Raw genomic sequence first — 18,354 nt, 5'->3', positions numbered from 1 at the left:
CTACTTTTCATTAAGTGAACTATCATTTAATCCTAATGCTTTCAACATTGTTTGGAACTTAGCTGATGTTTCTGCTAATTCATCTTCTGGTTTTGACTCAGCAACAACGCCCGCTCCTGCATATAAACGGAGTGTATTTTCTTGTACTTCAGCACAACGAATTGTAACAATCCATTCACCGTCTCCATTTAAATCACTCCACCCTAGCATTCCTGTAAAGAATTCACGGTCAAATGGCTCAATTTTTTGAATCGCCTCTCTCGCTTCTTCCATCGGTGTGCCGCAAACTGCTGGCGTCGGATGAAGAGCAATTGCTAATTCCAAAGAAGTAGTATTCGGATCCTTTAGTTCACCTTTCACTTCAGTAGATAAATGCCACATCGCTTCACTATGAATAACGGATGGCTTTTCCGGAACATGTAATGTATGACAGTACGGACGAAGCGCTGCAGCAACTGCTTCTACTACTACCGCATGTTCATGTAAATCTTTTGGAGAAGAAAGTAATTCCTCTGCTCTTCTCTTATCTTCAACTGAATCCTCACTACGTGGCCTTGAACCAGCTAACGGATTAGAAATAACTTGCATACCATTACGTGAGACGAGTAATTCAGGGCTCGCTCCAATTAACGTCTTACTATTCTCATTTTCATCTTTCGATACATTCACAGCAAATGTATATCCATGCTTATTATGCGCTGCTAATTCTCGAAGAAGTTTTTGCTTATCAATCTTTTCGGAAGAATTAACATCTAACGATCTGGATAGAACGATTTTCTTTAACTCCCCGCCCTTTATTTTTGCAATTCCTTGCTTCACACCATTCATATACACTTCAGGCGCTGGTACAGGCGTCATTTCGAATGTTAAGTTCTCATTTATTTCAAGCTGATTTGTTGTATCCAATTGTAATCGCTCAGAAGTCCCACTATATTCTGGTACGATAAGTTGGACTTCTTTTCTACGATCAAATGGCAAAGCACCGACAACGATAGGATTCGGATTTCCGGCTTGTTTTGCATTACATAATACTGCTTGTACAAGTTCTGGGAAACTTTCAATTTCATGATGCTTTACTGTAGTAAACTCTCCTTCTGCTAATATCGTTCGAGTTGGTGAAGCGAAAAAGAATGAAGATTCAGTCTTATAATCTTCTAGTAATTTTTCTGACAGTTCCTTTACAGCCGTAAATTCCTTCATTGTATAGTAACCCCCTGAATTTTTTATTAAACGCCTAATGTAGCTCCGCCATCAACACATAAATTATGCATTGTAATATGACTAGCTTTATCTGAAGCTAAAAACAATACTGCTTCAGCAACTTCTGAAGGCTGTGCAATTTTTTGTAACGGTATACCGAGTCTATATATACTTTGAGAACCAGCAATTATATTTTTTTCTCCATTCTCATCAGCCCATAGTAGCCTTTGCATTTCAGTTTCAGTAGAACCTGGAGAAACTACGTTACAGCGAATGTTATACGCTGCAAGTTCTAATCCTAAACATTTCATAAACATCGTCGTAGCAGCTTTTGATGCAGCATATGCAGCCATCTCCATTCTCGGCGTATTTGCTGCATTTGAACCAACTGTAACAATTGTCCCTGACTTTCTTTGCATCATATGTTTACTTACTGCTCGGGACATATAGAAAACTCCTGTAGAATTTACAGAAAATGTTTTATTCCAATCTTCATCACTTAACGAGTGAATCGCTCCCATACGTAAAACCCCTGCAACATTTACTAATATATCTATTGGCGCTATTTCATTTTCAATATCATTTACCATCTGTTCAACTGCGGTACTATCACTCACATCTAAGCAAAACGTTTTCAAATGTATTTCATTTAAGAGTTCGTTTAATCCCTCTTCATTTTGATCAACCGCAATAACTGTAGCTCCTCTTTCTAAAAACATTTTAGCAACAACACTACCTATACCTTGAGCTGCACCTGTTACTAAAACAGTTTTCCCATCAAATTCCCCTAAGTTCATTTCCTCTATCCTTTCATTTAAAAATCAATCTAATTAAACAAATAATGATAATGATTATCATTATCGATGTAAAAAATAATACACTTACTAAACTAATTGGTCAAGTGTACTTTTCATTAAAATATTATTCATTGATAATGTTTTTCATTTAACGTTCTTACACCGAAATGATAATCTTTCTCAATAAACTTGTCAACCTATTTTTATTTTTCAGATAAAAACTTTAGTGCTTTTCAATACAATTACATCTAAAAGTATTAATAAATACTTACATTAATACTTTAATTCTTACCCCTCTTTGTAAAAATTGAAGATGATAAACTGAAGATCTCTTCAGTTACAAAGCCTTAACAAAAAGTCGAGCATTTATTTTCTCAATATTTGTCTGAAAATATATCTTGCAAACATCAATTCATATTTTCTTTATTATTTAAGATTTAATACATATTTCGAATACGATGTATCGATTTATTATATTCCAATATAATCCAAACGGATATTTCACTCACTTTTATATCAAAAAAAATAAAAAGTAATTTAACCTTGTTAAAATAACTCAAAAAAGCACCCTATTTAACAGGATGCTTTTTCGTAACTATAGTGTTTATAGAAGATTTATATACTTATGCTACGCTGCGATACTCTTCTTCTTGTTCTTTTTTCTGTTTAGGTGCTCGAATTAAAATTGCGATAATGAATGACACGACACATAGTACACCAATCACCATAAAAGTTGGTTTGAATCCACCTAGAAGTGCACCGATAAAGGAACCTGCAAGCGCTCCAAATCCAAATCCTTGATACACAATTCCGTAATTCTTACTATGGTTTTTCATACCGAAGAAATCACCAACAATAGCTGGGAAAATAGTAATATTTCCACCAAAGCAAAACGCTACACTTGCTACACATACGAAGTAGATACCGTAATTCAAATCTACGAAACTTAGAACTAATACCGAACTCGCCATAACCACAAAAGTACCCGTAACAATTTTCAAACGACCAATCTTATCTGATAACGGTCCTAGAATAATACGACCTAATGTGTTAAATATTGCAACCATAGCCACCGCATTAGCTGCTGTCGCTGCACTAAGCCCTACAAGTTGAACACCAATGTCTTTTACCATACCAATTAAGTATAAGCCACTCATACATGATGTAAATAACATGATGAATAATAAGTATACTTGTTTTGTGCCTAACATTTCTTTCATTGTATATTCATGAGTGTTTGTTTCCTGAACTGCACCTTGATCAGCAGCTTGATGGATTAAACAAGCTCCAAGGAGAATCATGGCTGTAACAATTAAACCCCAATATATAAACGCTTGCGATACACCAACGGAATCAATTAACTTTGCATTTATATATTTGAAAATTAAGCTACCTGTACCATATGCAGCTACAGATATACCAGAGATTAAACCTTTACGTTCAGGGAACCACTTAATTAAATTAGATAGTGAAGTAATATAAGCTGTACCATCTGCGTAACCTACAACAACTCCTGCTAGTACATAAAGCAATATTAACGAAGAAGCTTGTGAACTAAGTACTAATCCTAGTCCTAATGCTAGTCCAGCTATCATAATAAGTTTACGAAGTCCCCATTTTTCTTGCAATTTACTTGCAAATAAAGTTGAAAATGCTAAGGAAAGACTAGTAATTGAGAAAGTTATCGCAACCGCGTTAAGACTCCAACCGTATTTACTAACTAAAGGCTGATTGAATAAACTCCATGTATATATCGTTCCAAGTCCCATTTGAACTATTACTGTACCAAGGACAACAAGCCATGGATTAACCTTTGATTTTTTCATACCTTTCCGCCTCCTCTTTCTATTTCAATGCTTTTCGCTAAGTCTTGTTTTTTTATGTTCATTTTGGTCATCTCTTTTGATTTAACACCTTCATTGTATAAGATGTTTTCAGTTATGTAAGCACTTACAAGGCAAGGCGTCAAAAACATGGAATCAGTTACAGAAAACGAAGGATGAAATACAAAAAAATGTTTTTTAAATACGTAATAGTTGTTCATATTGTTTTGTATAAGTTAAATTTACATATGTTTTTGAATCCTTTTTTCAATAGTAAAACAATAAAACCGTCTCTTTAATAAACATTAAAGAGACGGTTTTATTAAATTAATTCATAAGCCTGACTTTCTTTATACATTTATAATTGTTTCTTCAAATGTAATAATTGGCTCTACAAATTCCATCATAATGAAAGCGTTTTTAATACGTCTTGTTAAAACTTCTTTTAATTCTGCACACATAGACTACAAATATTTTTTTGATAAATAAAACTAAATATTCACTAATATACTTATACGTGGTTTAATATATATAATAAAAAATATTTCTGTCTTTAATGAGGAGGTACTATGAAAGCAAACGTAGGGGATACTATACTTTTTCAACGAAACAATTTAAAGATTACAGGATCTGTACTAAAACTTTATACTGAATCGGTCTTAGTTGAAATTACAAATGTAAGCGGTGGTACTTTTGAATTTGAACGAACAATTGTAAATCATAAAAACTATAAAATATTAAATACGAATACATAAAGTGAAACTTTAATCAGTGGGGGTTTTGTTCATCCCCCACTGATTATTAGTTGAACCAATCAGACGTTTACGGACAGCCTGACTCCCACCTAACTTCTTTGCTCCAACTGAATTTTGAGGTGGGAGTTTTACTGTCGGTTAACGCGTGATAGAACAACACAAAATAGCCCCTGCCCACCAGCAGCGGCTATTTTATATGAAAATACTTCATTAGTTTATATATCCTAAAACACTTACAATCTTACTCGCTTTTAAATTATTAATATGATAATAAATTTCTAAACCTCTTCTCTCAGCTCGTAACACTTTACCTTTCATTTTTGATAAATGTTGCGAAACAGTCGATTGTGGAATATTTAGTAATTCTGTTAGTTGTGTTACGTTACAAGTTTTTCTCGTGCTTAATTCATTTACAATTTGTAATCGGATTGGGTGCGCCATAATTTTTAAAATATCTACATCTTCTTCTGAAACTAAACTTTTTCTCATTTCACTCGTATATGTTGTCATAAGACATTCCCCTTTTATATGAATTCCTTTTATTTAGATCTATTTCCAAAATATTTAAAACTCCGATGTGAAACCTTTATATAAAAATAATAGAATTTTAAATTTTTAAAAACAGAACGAAATACAATTCACTTTATTTATTTGGTACATATACATAATACAATGTTAATATGTGCTCTATGTGAAGTTAGCATAAATTTATAATGAAGATTTTTCAAATAATTCACATCTAACTATATACTCCCTCATAACACTATCCAGTGATTTTAACATATTTTAGGCGTTTGTATATACTATATACAAAATAAATGTTATTTAGGGGGAATTCAAATGCCTACAATGTTACAAGAAGAAGTTGAAGAAGCGCGCGAAACATATGTCAGTCGTATCATTTTGGTCGGTGGATCGGCTTTATTTTTAGTAGGTGGTGTTATCTCGGCAATTTCGGCTTTTAAAGCTTATAATCGGTTGGAAAATACGCCTCCTTCTACAGATAACTCATAGGTGAATTATCTAATTTTGAATAACAAATAAAGAGGCTGTCCCCAAAGATGCTTTTTAGCCAAAATCGTATAAAAAGTGAAAGGCAGAAATGTTGATTTTATAACATTTCTGCCTTTTCGATTTCATGTGATCTTACTTCGAAAGAGACTTATGAGACAGTCCCTTTATTTTATCAAAAGTTCTATACTAAAGAATCGCAAATAATATGAATTACAATTGAACTTACTTCACCACAAACCGTGTCTGACTACACCCATCCTTCTGCTTCGTTACTTCTAATACAGCTGGCATTGCGTTTTTCAGCTCTTGAACGTGTGAGATTACACCAATAAATCGACCTGATTTTTGTAAGTCAATTAAGGCGTCAACCGCTTTTGTTAATGACTCCTCATCTAATGAACCGAATCCTTCGTCGATAAACATCGTTTCGATTGAAATACCGCCTTCATACGCTTGAATGACGTCTGCCATGCCGAGCGCTAAGCAAAGTGAGGCATTGAATTTCTCGCCGCCAGATAATGTTTTTACATCGCGTGTTTGGCCAGTATATGCGTCGTATACATCTAACCCTAATCCACTTTGACGATTTCTCTTTTCAACTCGTTCACTTCGTTTTAAATAAAATTGTCCATTTGATAATTTACGTAATCGTTCGTTTGCAATTTGAACAATTTGTTCTAAATACTCAATTAAGATGTAACGTTCAAATGATATACGGCTTTCGTTATCACCTTTCATTACTTCATATAAGTCAACAAGTTCTTGGAAAGCTTTTTCTTCCTCATGAATTTGCTCATCAATACGTCTAATATTTTCATGTAAATCAGAAATATAAGTTACCGCATTTTGCGAACGTTGACGTTTTTCTTTAATGATATCAAGGTTAATTTCTAGTTCTTTAATGTGTTCACCTAACGCCGTAATATCCATATACTCTTTATCTTTTAATTCAGCATGTAACTCTTCAATTTGTTTTGCAAGTACTTCAAGAGATGAATAATAGCTTTGAATTTCTTTTTGTAACATATCCATCTCGGCATCACTTAATTTCGCTTCTTTATACGTAATTTGATCTGTAAATCCACTCTGTTCAAGCTCTTTCATAAAGCGCGTGAAAGTCTCTTCTTTCTTCGATTTTGCACTTTCAAATTGATTAGAAGCACCTTCCTGTTCTGCTTGAATACGTATATTTTCATTTTGCCAATGTTGATACGCCTCCTGCACTTTCTTCCATTCGTCCTCCATTAATTTGAGCTCATGCATAGCTTGGTCAAACTGGACTTTCCAAGCTTGGACTGTTTGTAAGTTTTCAGGAATGTTTTTCTTATCATGTTCATATGACGTACGAAGCTGCATACAATCCATTTCTATACGGTGCTGTTCTGTTTCTACCTCATGTTTTTGTTTCTGAAGTGCATCTACTTTTTCTTCTATGCTTTTTATTTTCGCAGCTGTTTGCTTACGCGTTTCTTCACTTGCTTTTAACGTATTCACTTCAGTTGCTAATTGTTTTCCTTTTTGAACAAGCGCACTATATGTTTCAGCTAATTCTTCTGAGCGATAGCCTCGCTTCTTAACCTCTTCTATTACTTGCTCATATTGAAGATGATAGAAATTCCATTTCTCCTCTAATTGAACAAATAGTTTTTCAGCAATATTTTTCTTATCTCTTAAATCATTTAACTCTTTTTCATCGATCGCATCACTTTGCTCTGTAGCTTTTTTCGGATGGGTCGTACTACCACATACTGGACAAGATTCACCATCATGTAAATGAAGAGCTAATATACCAGCTTGTTCACTTAACCAGCGACGTTCCATATTTTCATATGCATTCACTGCCGATTGCATGTTATTATATGCCGCTTCTTTTTCTTTCTCGAATTTTTGTTTTTCTTGCCAAACATCATATGCTTGCTTTAAAACTTTTGCATCTTCTCGCATATTCGTTAGTTCTTCTACTTTAGCTACGTATTGTTCAAGTGCTCGTTCTAATTGCTGTAATTCATCAGACATTAGCTGTTTATGATTTGTATGCACTTCTAATTGTTGCTCTAAATTTTGCATACTTACTTTTAATTTCCCTACTTGAACTTCTGCATTTTGTAAATTCAACTGTTTCTCAGCTAATGATGCAATAATCGGTTGTAACTCTTCTAATCTTTGAACAAGTTTTTTTGCATTTTCTCTCTCAGGTTCTTTATTCTTTACTGCTTCATATTTCTCCTGAGCAAGTTTAAAGTTATTCGTTATATTTTCTTTTTTAGCGATTATTTGTTTTAACAAACTTTCAACTCTCTGCTCATTTTGCATTGCTTCTTCATACCATTGTTCAAATGGTAATAAGCGCTTCGCTTGTTCCGCACGTTTAAAAGATGTTTCTTTCATTTCAATGACTGTACGGTTTTCTTGTAATGTATTATATTTCTCATTCTTTTGTTGTAAATCTATAAATTTCTCATTTACAGACTTCGCTGCATGAAAACGTGTTTCAGCATCCTTTAATTGCTTCGTTTGAATATCTTGTTCTACTTGTAATTGCTCCACCTCTGCCTTATACGCAGCTGTCTCTTGTTCTAATGCCTCTACTACTTGATGCGTATTTACATGGTCTTGTTCCACTAATGTCTCTAATAATGCTCCATCACGAATTGGTAATTTAAAAACATTACGGAAATATAACTCTCGCTCTTTCTGTTTTTCTTGTAAGACGTCTTTCCATTGTTTTCGTTTTTGGTCAAGTAACTCACGCATTAACTTATAACGATCTGTTTTAAAAATACGACGCAAAATCTCTTCTTTGTTTTCTGTCTCAGATGTTAATAGTTTTCGGAATTCCCCTTGCGGTAACATAACAATTTGGCTAAATTGATGTTTACTTAAACCAATTAAATCTTCTACTTTTTTATTTACATCCGTTACATGGAAACGATCAACAGCCGGAATCTTCTCTTCATCAATTACTTCATATAATTCTACTGCATGTCCCGTAATCGTCTTGTTCCCTTGTTTTTTATGTCCCAGTTGTCGTTTTATTTCATAACGTTTCCCTTTTAACTGAAAGGTTAATTCTACGCTTGTATACACATTATCATCAGCAAATTGACTGCGGAGCATGCTCGTATCACTTCGTTCTTCTCCGCTTGCCTCACCATATAAAACATAACAAATCGCATCAAAAATCGTTGTCTTTCCGGCGCCCGTGTTTCCAGAAATGGCGAAAATACGATGCTCTCCCAAATCGTCAAAATCAATTACTTCTTTCTGTTTATATGGGCCAAATGCCGTCATAATAAGCTGAATCGGTCTCATCCTCGTTCACCTTCCCGTTCTTGCACTGTTTGTAATACTTCTACAAATAGACGTTCTTTCTCTTCTGATAAATCTAAGCCTTTCATTTCTTTATAAAAAGCCTTTAATAATGATAAATCATCCATTTTATGTCTTGAAACAGTTAATTCATTTGACTCAGTGAACTCTCGTCTTTGAATGGCTCTTTCAACATGCATTGCATTTGGATAAACAGAGCGTATTTTTTCCATTGGCTGCAAGACAGGATTTTCATCTAATAATTTTACAAACACGTAATCTTCACTTACTGGATGTTGTAACAATTCATCTATTTTCGCTTCTACTGTTCGCATTTTACGGCGTGGTGTAAGTAACCTTTTTTCAATTGTTACTTCACCTTGCTCGTCCAATTCCACAATATAATATCCTTTTTTATGTTTTTCTTCAGAAATAGAATATGCAAGTGGAGAACCTGAATACCTGATTGTCTCATTACGTACGAAATGCGCTTGATGTAAATGTCCAAGCGCTGTGTAATGAAACTTATCAAAATAATGACTATTCACGTATTCAGCACCACCAATTGAAAGCGGTCGTTCAGCATCACTTGTATTCTCTTCCGCTTCGCCCGCAGAAGTTACAAATGCATGACCAACAAATACATGTCTAGCTTCTTTATCCATCGTTTCAGAAAGTTCATTCATAAAAATACGCATCGCATCATCATGAGAACGTACGTCTTCGTTTTTCAATACATGTCTCACTATGCTTGGATCCGCATAAGGAATGAGATGGAAGTGAACCTCCCCATATTCATCATTTAATATAATTGGCTCATATGGAAATTGAAATTGCCCCACAATAAATAATCCTTGTTTCTTCATTAAACTACTTCCAAAATGAATACGATCTGGACTATCATGGTTTCCTGCGACTGCAATAACTGGTGTTTGTAAATCAATCACTATTTTTTGCAGCACATCATTTAATAAGTCTACTGCTTCCGTAGGTGGAATTGCTCGGTCATATAAATCCCCTGCAATAATTACGGCATCTGGTTTTTCTTCTTCAACAGCTTGTACAAACTGATCTAATACAATCTTTTGATCTTCAGTCATATACACGCCATGAACAAGCTTTCCTAAATGCCAATCGGCTGTATGAAATAACTTCATGGTTTCCTGCTCCTTTTAATTTACTGAATTTAGTGATACAAGTTGATAGTTTATTGTAGTTTTTCCGTTCTCCCATTCTAACTTTTGTATCATTGCACTACCGATTCTTTCTTCATTTGATTTATATAAAGGTAATATTTCTTGAACTGTAAATAAGTGATAACCATCCAATTTTAATTGAAATATGTTTTCTTCTATATGTAATCTTACTTCTTTTTCATTTGAAATAATTTTTGTGTGCATCTCAAATTTCATGATAGATACAACCCCTTTTTCTAATCTCTACACTATTAATAGTATATTGGCTATGCAAGATTGACAAGTAAATACACGGTAAAGTACATACTTTTCTATTGCGATATGTTTTTTTAATTTCACATATAATACGGTATGTGAAATTTTATTCTTTCCAAAAATAAAAATGTCTCATATGACATCTTTATTTTTGGATAAATTCTTTCATTACATAATATAAAACTGTAATGAAAACAATCGCTACAAAAAATGAAAATACTGCAACAATGTACCCATCTTTATTTAATAAAATGCAAAAAGAAATAGATATGATAAAAATCGGAAATACAAGTCGTACTTTATCCTTCACTTCCTCTGTCGTATCTGTATGATGAAAATATTGCGTTATCCCTATCATTAAAGAAGACAAAATAATCACCGACAATAGTAAAGGTACTGGCATTCCGATTTCTCCTTTCTCTATTTCTAATGAAAAGCAATTTTTCTTTCATTATAATCACTTCAAATACTCTTTTCGAAGTGATTATGTACAATTTACACATATATAATAGCGTGTTTATCATGGTAACTTCAAATAATTACAATTACAGTAATGTTGTAATATTCATTTTCAACCTCCAAAATCCTGCAAATATAACTCGTCAAAATATGCAGTGGATAAATTAACATATACCGCCAACTTTAGACAAAATTTATAAAGGACATTTCAGTACGTATAAAGAATTAAGAATAAGAAGATATGTAAGGGAGGATGAATCATGACTGAACACGTTTTATTTTCTGTTAGCGAAAACGGCGTTGCATCAATTACTTTAAACCGCCCAAAAGCACTTAATTCTTTATCTTATGACATGTTGCAACCAATTGGGCAAAAACTGAAAGAGTGGGAACATGATGAGCGAATTGCGCTTATCGTATTAAAAGGAGCTGGCACAAAAGGTTTTTGTGCAGGTGGCGATATTAAAACTCTTTATGAAGCACGTTCAAATGAAGCTGCATTGCAGCATGCGGAACGTTTCTTTGAAGAAGAGTATGAAATTGATACATATATTTATCAATATAAAAAACCGATTATCGCTTGTTTAGATGGAATTGTAATGGGTGGTGGTGTCGGTCTTACAAATGGTGCGAAATACAGAATTGTAACTGAGCGTACGAAATGGGCAATGCCAGAGATGAATATCGGCTTCTTCCCAGACGTCGGTGCTGCTTATTTCTTAAATAAAGCTCCAGGGTATGCCGGCCGCTATGTCGCTTTAACAGCATCTATTTTAAAAGCTTCTGACGTATTATTTATAAACGCTGCTGATTACTTTATGACATCTGATTCATTACCCAAGTTCCTTACTGAACTGGAAAGTGTAAATTGGCATAAAGAAGACGATGTACATACTCATTTAAAAGAAGTCATCCGTACATTTGCAACTGCTCCAACATTAGAAAGCGAGCTTGCTCCTTCATTAGAAGAAATTAATTCACATTTTGCATTCGATACAATTGAAGAAATTATTCATTCATTAGAGAAAGATCAAAGTTCCTTTGCTTTAAAAGCGAAAGAAACGTTATTATCAAAATCTCCTATTTCACTAAAAGTAACATTAAAACAGTTTATTGATGGACAAAATAAGTCCGTTGAAGAATGTTTCGCTACTGACCTTGTACTTGCTAAAAACTTCATGAGACATGAAGATTTCTTTGAAGGAGTACGATCTGTTGTCGTTGATAAAGACCAAAATCCAAATTATAAATATAAGCAGTTAAGTGATGTTTCAGAAGAAGATGTAAATCGGTTCTTTAACTTACTTAACGCATAAAGTGAAACGTTAATAAGTGGGGTTCATACAGGAAAAATCAAGGCTATAGAGTCGTATAATTACACGGCTCTATAGCCTCTTTGTCATTTAATAATTTTTAATAAAATTTAATTTTATTAAATCGAAATATGTGCTACACTATTTTTAATCAAATATTCTAAAAATAAAAAAGGAGGAGCGACTATGATTGAAAATTATTTTCTTTTCATCATTATGTCTATTTGTCTTATCATTTTACCCGGCCCTGATACTGCAATGGCTACGAAAAACACATTAGTTGCTGGTAAAGTGGGCGGGGTGAAAACAGTGTTCGGTACATGTATTGCACTATTGATCCATACTTTAGCAGCAGTAATCGGCCTTTCTGCACTTATTGTAAAGTCAGCTCTTTTATTTTCTATTTTCAAGTACGTTGGAGCTCTATATTTAATTTATATTGGTATTAAAGCCCTTTTAGCAGTAAGAAATAAAGAAGGCGTCGATACGAACGATATTTCTTTGCATAATGAAGACGAACACACTTCTTGCTTTCGTCAAGGGTTTCTTACGAATTTATTAAACCCTAAAGTTGCAGTCTTCTTTTTAACATTTTTACCGCAATTTTTAAATCCAAATCATAATACGTTTATCCAACTTCTCATAATGGGCCTTACTTACCTCATTTTAACAGTTATATGGTTCGCTTTTTATATATTTTTAATTGATAAAATTAGTGCTTTTATGAAAAAACCGAAGACGCAACGTTATATTCAAGGGTTAACAGGAATTGTCTTAATTGGTTTTGGTATTAAACTAGCTTTTGAAAAAAGTAATTAACAAAATGAAAACCACCACTATTAATAGTGGTGGTTTTCATTTAATAACTCATTTTGCTGTTTATTTTATATTAAAACCAGCGCTCAGTTACAACTTTTTTACGTGTATAGAATTGAACGCCATCTGTACCATTTGTACCTAAATCACCAAAGAATGACGCTTTATTTCCTGCAAATGCGAAGAATGCCATTGGTGCTGGAACGTTTACGTTTACACCGATCATACCCGCATCGATGTTATCACGGAACGTTTGTGCATGTTTACCGTTTGACGTATAAATAACCGCACCATTTGCAAATTTAGATTGATTTGTTAGTTTAATACCTTCTTCTAAATCTTTAACACGGACAATGCTTAATACTGGAGCGAAAATTTCATCTTGCCAAATTTTCATTTCTTGATTTACGCCATCAAAGATTGTCGCACCTACAAAGTAACCTTCTCCAACTTCTTCCTTAATTTTGCGGCCATCTACTAATAAAGTAGCTCCATCTGCTACACCGCTATTAATATAGCCCAATACGCGTTCTTTATGAGACTCACGAATTAATGGTCCAACATAATTATCTTCGTGGAAACCGTCACCTACTTTTAACTTCTTCGTCTCTGCTACTAGTACGTCGATGAACTCATCTGCAATTTCATCAACTACTGCTACTACTGAACATGCCATGCAGCGTTCTCCGCTACTTGCAAATGCGGATCCAATTACACCTTGCACTGTTTTCTCAAGATTGCAATCTGGCATTACAATCGCGTGGTTTTTCGCACCAGCTAACGCTTGTACACGTTTTCCATGTTTTGTACCTGTTTCGTATACGTAACGAGCTACCGGCTCAGATCCAACGAACGAAACAGCTTGAATATCTTTATTTTCTAAAATGCTATTTACAACATCTTTTCCGCCTTGTACTAAATTTAGTACGCCTTTTGGAAAACCAGCTTCATAGAATAACTCTACAAGTCTTTCAGCCAAAAGCGGCGTTCTTTCAGATGTTTTTAATACGAATGTATTACCACAAGCAATTGCAAGCGGGAACATCCATAATGGAATCATCATCGGGAAGTTAAACGGCGTAATTCCAGCAACAACTCCAATTGGGTAGCGCCAAATTGATCCATCAATGCCGCTTGCAATATTCGGAAGTGCTTGTCCCATCATTAAATTTGGAGTAGATGTTGCTAGTTCTACTGCTTCAATACCACGTTGTACTTCACCAGTTGCATCCGTTAATGTTTTACCATTTTCTAGCGTAATGATTTTTGCAAGTTCTTCTTTGTTTTCTTGTAAAAGCTGTAAATATTTATACAATTGTCTTGAACGATTCGGAACTGGTACTTTAGACCATGTTTCGTATGCTGCTTTTGCCGCTTCAACAGCTTTTTCAACATCTTCTTTCGGAGATAGCGGAACGTAAGCGATAATTTTTCCAGTCGCCGGATTTGGAACTGCTTCTACTTCTGTACCAGTAGATTCTACCCACTCACCATTAATATGATTTTTTACTCGTTTAATTTCAGTTGTAATCATTATATTCTCTCCTTTTTTATGATGTTTATAAGTCTATTATTTTTGATTAGAAATTAATTGTTCACTAACTTTCTTATATAAAGCAGCCATATCGTTTTCACCATACCCAGCTTCACTGGCTTCTTCATATACGTTTAATAGCATTTCGCTTACTGGTAAGTGAAGCTCACTTTCTTTCGCTAAATCTACTGCAAACCCTAAATCTTTCTTTAATAAATTTACAGTAAAACCTGGCTCGTAGTTTTCTGATGCAATAAAACTTTTATAATTGCGCTCATAAATTCTACTTTGACCATAGCTTACATTTAAAATATCAAACATTTTATCTAAATCCATATTGTTCTTTTTCGCTAATGTTAAAGCTTCACTCACACCAGCTGTATAAAAACCAATTAATAGGTTATTAATTAATTTAACTGTTGTCCCACTATCAATTTGCTCACTAACATGGAAAATGTTCGCACCTAATACACCCATGATAGATTCCGTCTTTTCATATACCTTTTTTGATCCACCAACCATAAATGTTAATGTACGGTTTTCAGCTCCAATTACCCCACCACTAACAGGTGCTGCTAAAAAGTCTACTTTCTTTTCCTTTGCAGCTTCCTCTAACTGTTTGTTTAACTGTGGAGATACAGTACTTGTATCAATTAAAACTACATTCGAGTGACTATTTTCAAATAATCCTTCTTCGCCAAAATATACTGCTTCAACAGCGCGAGGTGAAGGTAAACTTGTAAAAATTACATCGCATGTTTCCGCTAGTTTTGAAATTGATAAGCCGATAATTCCGCCTTCTTTTTCAAAAGAAGCTTCAGCATTTTTATTTAAATCCACACCATATACTGTGTAACTTGATTTAACTAAATTTTTAGACATCGGAAGACCCATGTTACCTAAACCAATAAAACCAATCTTTTTCATATCGCTTTCCTCCTATTTACACAATATACTTTCCGCGATTTATAATAGCTTTCGCAATTTCTCTCTTTTTTGTAAATACGTTCGTGTATAAAGGCACTAATAATTGACGAATTTCAGTTAAAATCACGTGTCTATCTTGTTCTTCTGTAATAGCCGCGGAAAGTATAGAAATCGCTGATTCTTCTACTTTGCGATAGCCTTCTTCACAAATAACGTCAGTTATCATTTGTTTCGTACGCTCTTTTTCTGCACCATTTTTACTAATTGCTTTACTCGTACGTAAAAATGCTGATTCCATGACGTACACGTCCGTTAACATATTTGATAATACACGTGAATATTCTTGCTCTTGATCAATTTTTAAACCTGGAGTTTTAGAGAGCGTTTTCAAAGATTGTTTCAACAATTTTTTCGCTAATAAAATGTAACGATGGTTTCTTTCGACATTTTCTACATCAATCTCTATTTCAGTATCTTCAATTTGTTCCATTTGCTTCATTAACATTTTGGCAACTGTTAATCTATTAATTTCGTTCGTCCCTTCAAAAATACGACTAATTCTAGCATCACGGTATAATCGTTCTACTTCATACTCTTGCATATAACCGTAACCACCATGAATTTGTACAGCTTCATCTACGATATGACCAAGTGTTTCAGAAGCATTTACTTTATTCAGTGCACATTCAATTGCAAATTGAGACATTTTCTTCATAAGATCTTCATCGCTCTCATGAATTGCTTCATCAATTACACCTGCTGTACGATACGCTGCACTTTCTGCTCCATATGTAGCAATGATCATATTTGCAATTTTCTCTTGAATCATCGTAAAGTCTACTAATTCCGTTTGAAACTGTTTACGTTCTTTTCCGTATTGAACGGACAATCCAATTGCTTGCTTTGCTGTTCCAATATTTCCAAAGGCAAGTTTTAATCTAGCAAAGTTAAGAATATTAAGAGCTACGTGATGCCCTTTCCCAACTTCCCCTAAAACATTTTCAGCAGGTATGACAACATCTTCTAAAATAAGCGTCGCTGTTGAAGAACCTTTAATCCCCATTTTCTTTTCTTCTAGCCCAATAGATACCCCTTCACATGTTCTTTCGACAATAAACGCTGTCATTCCTTTATTTGTCTTCGCAAAAACAACGTATACATCTGCCATATGAGCATTTGTAATCCATTGCTTTTCACCATTTAGCTTCCAAGCAGTACCATCTTCATTTAATACTGCACTCGTTTTTGCACTTAAAGCATCAGAACCAGCATTTGGTTCAGTTAAAGCATAAGCCCCAATCCATTCTCCTGATGCAATTTTCGGCAAATATTTTTCTTTTTGTTCTTTCGTTCCGTAATATATGTAAGGCAATGTACCTACACCTGCGTGTATATTAAATGAAACGCTAAATGCACCAGCGTATCCCATTTTTTCTGCTACAAGCCCTGAAACTGCCTTTCCTAATTCAAATCCGCCATATTCTTCTGGAACCTCGATACTTAATAATCCAAGTTCTCCAGCTTTCTCAAACAATTGACGAGAAACTTTATAGTTATGTTGTTCAATATTCTCCATTTGTGGAACAATTTCTTGTTTAACGAATTGTTCAGTCGTTTTTGCGATTAAATCTTCGTCTCCTGAAAAATCTTCTGGCGTAAAGAAAGCATGATTCACATCTTTATTAAGTGAAAAAAATTCATCCCACGGTAACTTCGTTTTCTCCATCTGAATCCCCCTATCATTTCGGCCTTACTTGCTACTACATATGCTCGTCTACGATGAGTGGAATATCTTATTTTTGAAAACAGAAGGCGATGAATTTTCACATCAAGCAGTTTGTCTTGCCAAAGATGTATTCTCATCGCCTTAGTTGTTTTATCCCGCTTTAATGGGCAGTAAGACCCCCGCCTCAAAATTCAGCGAAAGCAAAGAAGTTAGGCGGGGGGCGGGCTGCCCATAAAAGTCCGATTGGTTCAACTAATAATCAGTGGGGGATGAAGAAAACCCCCACTGATTAAAGTTTCACTTTATCTATTGATCCTCTGATAATACTGTTTTTGCAATTCCAGTATCTAGTTCTTCAAAGTCATGATATGAAATTGTTTCATATAACTCACTTCTCGTTTGCATATTAGAAAGTGCATCTTTTTGAGAACCAGTTTCCTTAATTAAAGTAAACACATTCTCATACGCTTTCGCTGCTACGCGAAGTGAAGTTACAGGATAAATAACCATTTGGAAGCCCATATTCGCAAATTCCTCTGCACTATAATACGGCGTTTTCCCGAACTCAGTCATATTGGCAAGTAAAGGTGCATTTACTTTACTATTAAATAGACGGAACTCTTCTTCTGATTGAAGCGCTTCTGGGAATATTGCATCTGCACCTGCTTTTACATAGGCGTTTGCTCTTTCAATCGCTTCATCCAAGCCTTCTACGCCGCGAGCATCTGTGCGCGCTACAATATATAAGCTCGGTGCAACTTCTTTAATCGCTTTAATCTTTTGAACTAATTCTTCTGTCGTAACGAGTTTTTTACCATTTAAATGTCCACATTTTTTTGGTAATTGTTGATCTTCAATTTGAACAGCTGCTACTTTCGCTTCCACCATTTCTACTGCTGTTCTCGCTACATTTAGGACGCCACCGAATCCAGTATCAATGTCAACAAGAACTGGTAAGTCTGTAGCTCTTACTAGATCTCTTGCTCTCTCTGCTACTTCAGTAGACGTCACGATTCCTAAATCAGGTAGCCCTTTACTTGCAGTATAAGCAGCTCCTGATAAATAAAGAGCTGAAAATCCTGTATTTCTCGCAACTAAAGCTGCCATTGCGTCATGAGCACCTGGAATTTGCAAAATTTCATTTGCTTCTACTAAAGCTCGGAAGCGATTCGCAAGCTCCTCTTGTGTTGACTGTTTATTCACAACCCAAGCCATTCTAAATTCCCCCTA

16 protein-coding genes are annotated in these 18,354 nt (G+C 34.5%); 4 read left to right on the top strand and 12 right to left on the bottom strand.

Going from position 1 to position 18,354, the window contains the following annotated elements; genetic code table 11:
- From dhbC to ACTFSI_RS15925, 3 genes are all read right to left on the bottom strand, one after another.
- On the bottom strand, positions 1-1,200 hold the full coding sequence (gene dhbC, locus ACTFSI_RS15935; RefSeq protein WP_440045477.1) for an isochorismate synthase DhbC: 1,200 nt from the start codon (positions 1,198-1,200) through the stop codon (positions 1-3).
- Between the two features lie 26 nt (positions 1,201-1,226).
- Positions 1,227-1,997, bottom strand: a complete 771-nt coding sequence (gene dhbA / locus ACTFSI_RS15930; RefSeq protein ID WP_440045476.1) for a 2,3-dihydro-2,3-dihydroxybenzoate dehydrogenase — start codon at positions 1,995-1,997, stop codon at positions 1,227-1,229.
- A 623-nt stretch (positions 1,998-2,620) separates the two neighbouring features.
- Complete coding sequence (locus tag ACTFSI_RS15925; RefSeq protein ID WP_440045475.1) at positions 2,621-3,823, bottom strand: L-lactate MFS transporter; 1,203 nt, start codon at positions 3,821-3,823, stop codon at positions 2,621-2,623.
- Between the two features lie 566 nt (positions 3,824-4,389).
- Here ACTFSI_RS15925 and ACTFSI_RS15920 point away from each other — a divergent pair.
- A complete protein-coding gene (locus ACTFSI_RS15920; RefSeq protein ID WP_000646794.1) occupies positions 4,390-4,575 on the top strand; it encodes a YkvS family protein in 186 nt (61 codons plus the stop codon).
- A 210-nt stretch (positions 4,576-4,785) separates the two neighbouring features.
- On the opposite strand, the gene ACTFSI_RS15915 is transcribed toward ACTFSI_RS15920, so the two are convergent.
- On the bottom strand, positions 4,786-5,085 hold the full coding sequence (locus ACTFSI_RS15915; RefSeq protein WP_000214798.1) for an ArsR/SmtB family transcription factor: 300 nt from the start codon (positions 5,083-5,085) through the stop codon (positions 4,786-4,788).
- Between the two features lie 330 nt (positions 5,086-5,415).
- Here ACTFSI_RS15915 and ACTFSI_RS15910 point away from each other — a divergent pair, with 330 nt between their 5' ends.
- Complete coding sequence (locus ACTFSI_RS15910; protein ID WP_001142746.1) at positions 5,416-5,589, top strand: hypothetical protein; 174 nt, start codon at positions 5,416-5,418, stop codon at positions 5,587-5,589.
- Positions 5,590-5,811: 222 nt separating this feature from the next.
- Here the strand turns inward: ACTFSI_RS15910 and ACTFSI_RS15905 are convergent, their stop codons facing one another.
- The 4 genes from ACTFSI_RS15905 to ACTFSI_RS15890 form a co-directional block, all read right to left on the bottom strand.
- Positions 5,812-8,901, bottom strand: a complete 3,090-nt coding sequence (locus ACTFSI_RS15905) for an AAA family ATPase (RefSeq protein WP_440045474.1) — start codon at positions 8,899-8,901, stop codon at positions 5,812-5,814.
- Entirely contained in the window at positions 8,898-10,055 is a 1,158-nt protein-coding gene (locus tag ACTFSI_RS15900; RefSeq protein WP_000765137.1) for an exonuclease SbcCD subunit D, read from the bottom strand. The genes ACTFSI_RS15905 and ACTFSI_RS15900 overlap by 4 nt, the downstream gene beginning before the upstream one ends.
- A 15-nt stretch (positions 10,056-10,070) precedes the next feature.
- A complete protein-coding gene (locus ACTFSI_RS15895; protein WP_000667348.1) occupies positions 10,071-10,310 on the bottom strand; it encodes a DUF2584 domain-containing protein in 240 nt (79 codons plus the stop codon).
- A 184-nt stretch (positions 10,311-10,494) separates the two neighbouring features.
- Entirely contained in the window at positions 10,495-10,752 is a 258-nt protein-coding gene (locus tag ACTFSI_RS15890; protein WP_001145041.1) for a hypothetical protein, read from the bottom strand.
- 316 nt (positions 10,753-11,068) lie between these two features.
- On the opposite strand from ACTFSI_RS15890, the gene ACTFSI_RS15885 reads away from it, so the two are divergent.
- Both ACTFSI_RS15885 and ACTFSI_RS15880 read left to right on the top strand, forming a co-directional pair.
- Positions 11,069-12,124, top strand: a complete 1,056-nt coding sequence (locus tag ACTFSI_RS15885; protein WP_044791045.1) for an enoyl-CoA hydratase/isomerase family protein — start codon at positions 11,069-11,071, stop codon at positions 12,122-12,124.
- 183 nt (positions 12,125-12,307) lie between these two features.
- Entirely contained in the window at positions 12,308-12,940 is a 633-nt protein-coding gene (locus ACTFSI_RS15880) for a LysE family translocator (protein WP_000572325.1), read from the top strand.
- A gap of 70 nt (positions 12,941-13,010) precedes the next feature.
- On the opposite strand, the gene ACTFSI_RS15875 is transcribed toward ACTFSI_RS15880, so the two are convergent.
- The 4 genes from ACTFSI_RS15875 to prpB all read right to left on the bottom strand — a co-directional run bounded on the left by ACTFSI_RS15875 (position 13,011) and on the right by prpB (position 18,339).
- Positions 13,011-14,471, bottom strand: coding sequence for a CoA-acylating methylmalonate-semialdehyde dehydrogenase (locus ACTFSI_RS15875; protein WP_000633357.1), 1,461 nt, complete (start codon positions 14,469-14,471; stop codon positions 13,011-13,013).
- Between the two features lie 36 nt (positions 14,472-14,507).
- Positions 14,508-15,398, bottom strand: coding sequence for an NAD(P)-dependent oxidoreductase (locus ACTFSI_RS15870; protein WP_000719437.1), 891 nt, complete (start codon positions 15,396-15,398; stop codon positions 14,508-14,510).
- A gap of 16 nt (positions 15,399-15,414) precedes the next feature.
- Positions 15,415-17,124: an acyl-CoA dehydrogenase family protein gene (locus ACTFSI_RS15865; RefSeq protein WP_000416019.1), complete on the bottom strand. Its 1,710-nt coding sequence runs from the start codon at positions 17,122-17,124 to the stop codon at positions 15,415-15,417.
- Between the two features lie 306 nt (positions 17,125-17,430).
- A complete protein-coding gene (prpB, locus tag ACTFSI_RS15860; protein ID WP_000312655.1) occupies positions 17,431-18,339 on the bottom strand; it encodes a methylisocitrate lyase in 909 nt (302 codons plus the stop codon).
- Positions 18,340-18,354: the final 15 nt, after the last annotated feature.

It is taken from the genome of Bacillus cereus group sp. MYBK101-2 (assembly GCF_051918845.1).
In the GTDB taxonomy this organism is placed as follows: domain Bacteria; phylum Bacillota; class Bacilli; order Bacillales; family Bacillaceae_G; genus Bacillus_A; species Bacillus_A paranthracis.
The sequence above is the reverse complement of the archived record's forward strand: the minus strand, read 5'-3'. Positions and strand labels throughout refer to the sequence as shown.

Excerpts from the sequence above, each read along its gene's own strand:
- dhbC (WP_440045477.1), bottom strand. The coding sequence starts at position 1,200 with ATGAAGGAATTTACGGCTGTAAAGGAACTGTCAGAAAAATTACTAGAA.
- ACTFSI_RS15880 (WP_000572325.1), top strand. The coding sequence starts at position 12,308 with ATGATTGAAAATTATTTTCTTTTCATCATTATGTCTATTTGTCTTATC.
- prpB (WP_000312655.1), bottom strand. The coding sequence starts at position 18,339 with ATGGCTTGGGTTGTGAATAAACAGTCAACACAAGAGGAGCTTGCGAAT.
- ACTFSI_RS15900 (WP_000765137.1), bottom strand. The coding sequence starts at position 10,055 with ATGAAGTTATTTCATACAGCCGATTGGCATTTAGGAAAGCTTGTTCAT.
- ACTFSI_RS15875 (WP_000633357.1), bottom strand. The coding sequence starts at position 14,471 with ATGATTACAACTGAAATTAAACGAGTAAAAAATCATATTAATGGTGAG.
- ACTFSI_RS15920 (WP_000646794.1), top strand. The coding sequence starts at position 4,390 with ATGAAAGCAAACGTAGGGGATACTATACTTTTTCAACGAAACAATTTA.
- ACTFSI_RS15885 (WP_044791045.1), top strand. The coding sequence starts at position 11,069 with ATGACTGAACACGTTTTATTTTCTGTTAGCGAAAACGGCGTTGCATCA.
- ACTFSI_RS15865 (WP_000416019.1), bottom strand. The coding sequence starts at position 17,124 with ATGGAGAAAACGAAGTTACCGTGGGATGAATTTTTTTCACTTAATAAA.
- ACTFSI_RS15925 (WP_440045475.1), bottom strand. The coding sequence starts at position 3,823 with ATGAAAAAATCAAAGGTTAATCCATGGCTTGTTGTCCTTGGTACAGTA.
- ACTFSI_RS15890 (WP_001145041.1), bottom strand. The coding sequence starts at position 10,752 with ATGCCAGTACCTTTACTATTGTCGGTGATTATTTTGTCTTCTTTAATG.
- ACTFSI_RS15870 (WP_000719437.1), bottom strand. The coding sequence starts at position 15,398 with ATGAAAAAGATTGGTTTTATTGGTTTAGGTAACATGGGTCTTCCGATG.
- ACTFSI_RS15915 (WP_000214798.1), bottom strand. The coding sequence starts at position 5,085 with ATGACAACATATACGAGTGAAATGAGAAAAAGTTTAGTTTCAGAAGAA.
- ACTFSI_RS15910 (WP_001142746.1), top strand. The coding sequence starts at position 5,416 with ATGCCTACAATGTTACAAGAAGAAGTTGAAGAAGCGCGCGAAACATAT.
- ACTFSI_RS15895 (WP_000667348.1), bottom strand. The coding sequence starts at position 10,310 with ATGAAATTTGAGATGCACACAAAAATTATTTCAAATGAAAAAGAAGTA.
- dhbA (WP_440045476.1), bottom strand. The coding sequence starts at position 1,997 with ATGAACTTAGGGGAATTTGATGGGAAAACTGTTTTAGTAACAGGTGCA.
- ACTFSI_RS15905 (WP_440045474.1), bottom strand. The coding sequence starts at position 8,901 with ATGAGACCGATTCAGCTTATTATGACGGCATTTGGCCCATATAAACAG.